Here is a 7,051-nt window from a genome sequence, read left to right on the forward strand (position 1 = left end):
TAGGAGAGGGTGGACAGCAACTGCATTTCGGTCTCTCGCTGGCGCTCAATATCCAGCGGCTGGACCTTTCCCATGTAAACGGCGACCCCAATGACCCTATGTATGCCGGCCGGATCGTCGAGACCGGGCCGGTGCGCGAGGTGTTCCGCCACCCGCGCCACCCCTACACCATCGGCCTCCTGGCCTCGGTGCCGAAGCTGGGCGAGGCGACGCGGCTGAAGGCGGCGGGGGAGAAGCTGGCCACCATCCCGGGCACGGTGCCCAGCCTGGCCGCCATGCCGCCCGGCTGCGCCTTCGCCTCGCGCTGCGCCTATGCGGTCGAGGCCTGCCGCGCCGCCGTGCCGGCGCCGGCGGAGGTGAGCCCCGGCCACACCAGCCGCTGCATCCGCTGGCAGGAGCTCTGACCATGGCCGAACCGCTTCTCGCCGTGCGCGGCCTGGCCAAGCATTTCGGCCCCGGCGCCTTCGGCCGCGGCCCGCTGGTGCGCGCGCTGGACGACATCCATTTCGAGGTCGGCCGCGGCGAGGTGGTCGGCCTGGTCGGCGAATCCGGCTCGGGCAAGACCACGATCGGCCGGTCGGTGCTGCGGCTGATCGAGCCGACGGCCGGCGAGGTCGTGTTCGACGGCCGGGACCTGACCAAGCTGTCCGGCAGCGAGATGCGCCGGCAGCGGCGGCGGATGCAGTACATCTTCCAGGACCCCTTCGCCAGCCTGTCGCCGCGCATGACCATCGGCGAGATCCTGACCGAGGGGCTGGCGATTCAGGGCATCGGCACCGGGCGGGAGCGGCTGGCCAAGGCGCGGGCGGCGCTGGAGGCGGTGGAGCTGCCGGCCGATGCGGTCGAGCGCTACGCCCATGAATTCTCCGGCGGCCAGCGCCAGCGCATCGGCATCGCCCGGGCCCTGGCGCTGGAGCCGGAGTTCCTGGTGGCGGACGAGCCGGTCTCGGCGCTCGACGTCTCGGTGCAGGCGCAGATCGTCAACCTGCTGCGCGACCTGCAGCTGCGCCTCGGTCTGACCATGCTGTTCATCTCCCACGACCTCGCGGTGGTGGAGTACATCTGCGACCGGGTGATCGTGATGTATCTCGGCCGGATCATGGAGATCGCGCCGAGCGACCGGCTCTACGCCGCGCCGAAGCACCCCTATACGCGGGCGCTGCTGTCGGCGATCCCGGAGCCGGACCCCGACCGGCCGCGCCAGCGCCAGATCCTGACGGGCGACATCCCCAGCCCGGCCAGCCCGCCCTCGGGCTGCGTCTTCCGCACCCGCTGCCCGCACGCGGTCGAGGCCTGCGCCCGCGAGGTGCCGAGGCTGGAGGAGGTGGAGCCCGGCCATTTCAAGGCCTGCATCCGGCAGGATGTCAGCCGATGACCTGGCCTCTTCACGGCACCCCCTTGTCGTCATTGCGAGCGCAGCGAAGCAATCCATGCATTAGCTCGCGCGGATCGATGGATTGCTTCGTCGGCTTCGCCTCCTCGCAATGACGGGTGGTTGGGAGGCCTCATGAAGCAAGAGAACGAAGTGCTGCGCGGCAACTGGGCGACGCTGCTGCTGCCGATCGCGGCGGATGAGAGCATCGATTTCGGCCGGCTGGCGGAGGAGATCGACCTGCTGGTGGCGGCGCGGGTCGACGGCATCTACTCCAACGGCACGGCCGGCGAGCTGCACAACCAGACCGAGGCGGAATATGCCGCGATCCAGGCGTTGCTGGCGGAAGGATGCCGGGCGGCCGGCATGCCTTTCGTCATCGGCGCCTGCCAGCCGGACCCGAGCCTGGCGCGCGAGCGGGTCAAGCTGGCGCGGGACCTCGGCCCGGCGGCGATCCAGGTGGTGCTGCCGGACTGGTGGCCGGTGACCGAAGCGGAGGCCGTCGACTTCCTGCAGCTGATGGCGGAGGCTGCTGGCGGGGTGCCGCTGGTCCTCTACAACCCGCCGCACGCCAAGCGCGTTCTGACGCCGGACGAACTTGGCCGGCTGGTGCGGGTCGTTCCGGCGGTCGTCGGGATCAAGCTCGCCGATGGCGACGATGCCTGGTACGCGGCGGCGAAGCAGCACCTGTCCGGTACGGCGCTGTTCATCCCCGGCCACCACCTCGCCACCGGGGTGAAGCACGGCGTCGTCGCCGGCGCCTTCTCCAACGTCGCCTGCCTCAGCCCGGCGGGGGCGCAGGCCTGGACCGACCGGATGGCGACGGATCTCGAGGGCGCACTCGACCTCGAGCGCCGGATCTGCCGCTTCATGGATGAGCATGTCGTGCCGTTCCGCAGCCTGCACGGCTATTCCAACGCCGCGCTGGACAAGCTGCTGGCGGCGGTCGGCGGCTGGGGGCCGGTCGGCACCCGGCTGCGCCGCCCCTATCGCTGGATCGACAAGGCCGAGGCCCTGCGCCTGCGCCCGGTGGCGCGTGCGATGATGCCGGAGTTGTTCTCACAGACGCTCGGGTAAGCGGAGGGGCCGGAGCCATCCCCTCACCCGAAATCGCCATCGCGATTTCGACCTCTCCCCGAGGAGAGGTGAATGAGGCCGCGGCTCCGTTCCCCTCTCCTCGGGGAGAGGGAGGGGCCCGCCGCGTCGGCGGCGGGAGGGTGAGGGGGCGGCCCGGTCTGAGTGTTCAGCTGGCCTGTCGGCCGCCATGCCGTTCGGCCCGGACCAGCCGGGCCAGCAGCTGGATGCCGGGGTCGATGCGGTCGACCGGGATCGAGGAATAGCCGAAGCGCAGGAAGTTCTCCGGCGGCACCGGATGATCGAAGAACACCGCGCCGGGGTCGATCAGCAGCCCCTGCGGCGCCCCCGCGGCGGCGACCGCGGTCATCGACACGTCGGCCGGCCCTTCGGCCCACATCGCCGAGCCGCCGGCGGGCAGCCGGCACTCGAACTCCGGCAGATGGGTGCGCAGTCCTTCCGCGATCGCGTCGGCGCGTTCGCGATAGGCGGCGATCAGCTTCTTGATCGCCGCGTCGTGATGGCCCAGCTGCAGGAACAGCGCCACGGCGCGCTGGTTGTTGGCCGGCGGGTGCCGCGCGGTCAGCCGCCGCATCGCCCGGGCCTCGGCGATGAACTCCGGCGGCCCGACCACGAAGCCCAGCCGCAGCCCCGGGGCCAGAGTCTTCGACACGCTGCCGATATAGATCACCCGGTCATCGCGATCGAGCGCCTTCAGCGCCGGCGTGGCCTCGCCGACGAAGGTCAGCTCGCTGTCATAATCGTCCTCGACGATCACCAGGTCGTGCACCGAGGCCGCCTGCAGCAGCTCCTGCCGCCGCTGCAGCGGCATGGTCACCGTGGTCGGATTCTGATGGCTCGGCTGCACGAACAGCATGTCGCATTCGGCCAGGCTGCCGGTCAGCTTCAGCCCGTGATGATCCATCGGCAGCGGCTGGATGCGGGCGCCGAACTGCCGGCACAGGTTGCGGATGTCGGGATAGCCCGGCTGCTCGATCCCGACCGTCCGCTCCGGCTTCAGCAGCAGCGACGCGGCGAGGTACAGCGCCTGCTGCGCCCCGATCGTGACCAGGATCTGCTCCGGCGACACCCAGATGCCGCGGCGCGGCAGGACCCGCTTCTGCAGCTGCTCGATCAGCAGCGGGTCGTCGGCGTCGACCCGGTCGCCGGCCCAGTCGCGGATGGCGACCGAGCGCAGCGACAGCTGCACCACCTCGCGCCATTCCGCGATCGGGAACAGGGTCGGATCGGGCTGGCCGTAGACGAAGGGAAAGCGGTAATTGTACCAGTCGGTCGGCTTCAGCACGTGGCGGGTGCGGGACGGGCGGCTGGTCAGCCGCCCGGTCCAGTCCGGCCGCCGCCCGGGCACGTCGGGCTGCACCCCGGCCGCCCTCGCCGCGTTCTCCAGCGCCTGCGGGTCGACCATATGCCGCGACCGGCTGCGGGCCGAGATGAAGCCCTCCTGGGTCAGCTGGTCATAGGCCTGGATCACGGTGTTGCGGCTGATGCCGAGGATCTCCGACAACCGGCGCGACGAGGGCAGCTCCGCGCCCGGGGGCAGCCGCCGGTCCAGCACCGCTTGGGCGATGGCGCCGCGCAACTGGGCCTGCAGCGTCAGATCCGGCCGGCGCGACAGCGTCAGCAATTGCCGCCACAGGATGTCGTCGGCCGCCACGTGCCCTCTCCAGCACACCAACCATCGATTGAATAAAATCGTATTTCACCATGCGGTGCAATCTGGACTCATCGCCGGGGGCGATCTGGACTCATCGGAGCGCCATCTGGATCCATCGATTGGCCTGATCTGGACCTACCGGGATATGCGGATCGTAGGCTAGCGTTCCTGCGTCGAGTGTCGGTCTTGGCCGACCCGGTGCGAAATCCCGAGCCGAGTCCACTGCGGCGGCCGAGGCCTCGGCGCCGGGGTTGGGCGGCACTGTCCAGCAAGGTGGCATCCATGACTCAGACTCAGCAGGGCACCGGCGGAGACGACACGATCACCGGCACCGATCCGGGCAATCCGTCCAATGCCGACGGCATCGATATCCTCATCGGCCTGACCGGAGACGATACTCTGTTCGGCCTCGGCGGCGACGACAGGCTCGACGGCGGCCCTGGCAACGACACCTTTTACGGCGGCGCAGGCGCCGACACCTTCTATGGCGGCCCGGGCATCGATACGGCCTCCTATGACAGCGTCGACGCGACGGCCGGAGTGCAGGTGAGCCTGGCGACCGGCAACAACACCGGCTTTGGCACGGGCGGTGAGGCCCAGGGCGACATTTTGTACAGCGGGATCGAGAATCTCGTGGGCTCCAGATTCAACGACACCCTGGTCGGCAACGCCGAGGCCAATGCGCTGGCCGGCGGGGCCGGCGACGACTCCATCAAGGGCGGCGCCGGTGCCGACGCGATCGATGGCGGCGAGGGCAGCGACACGGTCTATTACGACGCCTCGACCGCTGGGGTGGTCGTCAGTCTGGCGACCGGCTTTGGCACGGGCGGCGATGCCGAGGGCGACACGCTGTCAGGCGTCGAAAACGTGGTCGGCTCGGCTTTCGACGACACCTTGATAGGCAACGACACCCTCAATTCGTTCGACGGCGGTGAAGGCATCGATACCGTCTACTACGACCATTCGGAGGATCCGATCATCGTCGACCTCGCCACCGGCCAGGGCTCCGGCTACGGCGACTCCGACGGCGACACGTACCGGAATATCGAGAACGTCCACGGCACGGCCGGCGATGACGTCCTGATCGGCGACGGCGGCGACAATGCCCTTATCGGCGCCGACGGCAACGACACGCTCCGTTCCGGCGCGGGGGACGACGTCATCAGCGGCGGCGACGGCGACGACCACATCGCCGGCTATGGCGGCGCCGACGCCATCGACGGCGGCGCCGGGGTCGACACGATCTATTACGACGCCGCGGCGGTGACCGTGAACCTGGCGCTCGGCCAGGGCTTCGGCGGCGACGCCCAGGGCGACACGTACCAGAATGTCGAGAACGTCGTCGGCACGGCCTTCGACGACACCCTGATCGGCGACGGCGGCGACAATTCCCTCACCGGCGGCGACGGCGACGACCACATCGAAGGCGGCGCGGGCGGCGACTGGATCGACGGCGGCGCCGGCATCGACACGGCCGACTACACCACCTCGGGCGCCGCGGTGTTCGTCACGGTGAATGGCGGCGCCGCTGGTGGCGGCGATGCCCAGGGCGACGTGCTGCGGAATATCGAGAACGTCCTCGGCTCGGCCTTCAATGACCTCCTGATTGGCGACAGCGGCGCCAATACGCTGACCGGCGGTGACGGCGACGACACGATCCGATCCGGCGGGGGGAACGACACCGTCAGCGGCGGCGCCGGCAAAGATCAGATCAACGCCTATGGCGGCGCTGACGCGATCGACGGCGGCGCCGGCATCGACACGGTCTATTACGACGGGTCAGCCGTCGGGGTGTTCGTCAACCTGACCAGCGGCTTGGGCTCCGGCGGCGATGCCGCGGGCGACACGCTGTCGAATGTCGAGAACCTGGTCGGCTCGGCCTTCGACGACCTCCTGGTCGGCAACGCCGGGGTCAACGCCCTCACCGGCGGCAACGGCAATGACGGACTCGCCGGCCTCGGCGGCGCCGATGTCTTCAACGGCGGCAACGGTACCGACATCGTGTATTACGACACCTCGGCCGCGGGGGTTCAGGTCGACCTGGCCACCGGCACCGGGACGGGCGGCGATGCCCAGGGCGATACGTTTGTTTCCATCGAGAGCGTCCTCGGCTCGGCCTTCGGCGACCGGCTGATCGGCGACGGCGGCGCCAATGCGCTCAGCGGAGGCGGCGGCGACGATACCCTTCGCGGCGGCGCGGGGGCAGACAGCCTCAACGGCGGTGCCGGCTCGGACTTCGCCAACTACCAGGGCTCAGCGGCGGCCGTGTCGGTGAACCTGCTGACCGGCGCGACCTCCGGCGGCGATGCGGCGGGCGACGTGCTGACCAGCATCGAAAACCTGTACGGTTCCAGCAACGACGACCAGCTGACCGGCGACAACGCGCGCAACATCATCGGCGGCGAGCTGGGCAACGACACGCTCGTCGGCAATGGCGGCGACGACGCGCTCTCCGGCGAGGCGGGCAATGACAGCCTCGACGGCGGCGACGGCGCGGATCGGCTGGTCGGCGGTGCCGGCATCGACATCATCCATGGCGGCACAGGCAATGATAGCGTCGATGCCGGCAGCGAGAACGACCAGGTCTTCGGCGAGGCCGGCCACGACAACATCTATGCCGGCGCCGGGGACGACACGATCGATGGCGGCGACGGCAACGATATCATCGAGGGCGATGGCGGGGCCGATACCATCATCGGCGGGGCCGGCATCGACACGGCCGTCTACGCCAGCTCCGCCGCGGCGGTGTCGGTGAACCTGGCGACCGGCGCGATGTCGGGCGGCGATGCCGCCGGCGACACGCTGAGCGGCATCGAGCAGGTGCAGGGCTCCGCCTTCGCCGACGTGCTCACCGGCGACGCTAACGCCAACACGCTGTGGGGACTGGCCGGGAACGACGTCCTCACCGGCGGTGGTGGCGGCGATGCGCT

General features: G+C 70.0%; 4 protein-coding genes and 1 pseudogene. 4 read left to right on the forward strand and 1 reads right to left on the reverse strand.

The window, feature by feature from the left end:
• From ABDW35_RS28280 to ABDW35_RS28290, 3 genes are all read left to right on the forward strand, one after another.
• Positions 1-404, forward strand: a 404-nt coding sequence (locus tag ABDW35_RS28280) for an oligopeptide/dipeptide ABC transporter ATP-binding protein (protein WP_343717193.1), incomplete at its 5' end; no start/stop codon positions are given.
• A gap of 2 nt (positions 405-406) precedes the next feature.
• On the forward strand, positions 407-1,375 hold the full coding sequence (locus ABDW35_RS28285) for an ABC transporter ATP-binding protein (protein WP_343717194.1): 969 nt from the start codon (positions 407-409) through the stop codon (positions 1,373-1,375).
• A gap of 132 nt (positions 1,376-1,507) precedes the next feature.
• A complete protein-coding gene (locus ABDW35_RS28290; protein WP_343717195.1) occupies positions 1,508-2,449 on the forward strand; it encodes a dihydrodipicolinate synthase family protein in 942 nt (313 codons plus the stop codon).
• Positions 2,450-2,615: 166 nt separating this feature from the next.
• Here the strand turns inward: ABDW35_RS28290 and ABDW35_RS28295 are convergent, their stop codons facing one another.
• Complete coding sequence (locus ABDW35_RS28295) at positions 2,616-4,121, reverse strand: PLP-dependent aminotransferase family protein (RefSeq protein ID WP_343717196.1); 1,506 nt, start codon at positions 4,119-4,121, stop codon at positions 2,616-2,618.
• 282 nt (positions 4,122-4,403) lie between these two features.
• Here ABDW35_RS28295 and ABDW35_RS28300 point away from each other — a divergent pair.
• Positions 4,404-7,051 (forward strand): annotated as a pseudogene (locus ABDW35_RS28300) (calcium-binding protein); the annotation flags it as partial.

The sequence above is a fragment of the Inquilinus sp. genome, assembly GCF_039594555.1.
In the GTDB taxonomy this organism is placed as follows: Bacteria; Pseudomonadota; Alphaproteobacteria; order DSM-16000; family Inquilinaceae; genus Inquilinus.

Coding starts and splice junctions, on each gene's coding strand:
- ABDW35_RS28285 (WP_343717194.1), top strand. CDS start 407: ATGGCCGAACCGCTTCTCGCCGTGCGCGGCCTGGCCAAGCATTTCGGC.
- ABDW35_RS28290 (WP_343717195.1), top strand. CDS start 1,508: ATGAAGCAAGAGAACGAAGTGCTGCGCGGCAACTGGGCGACGCTGCTG.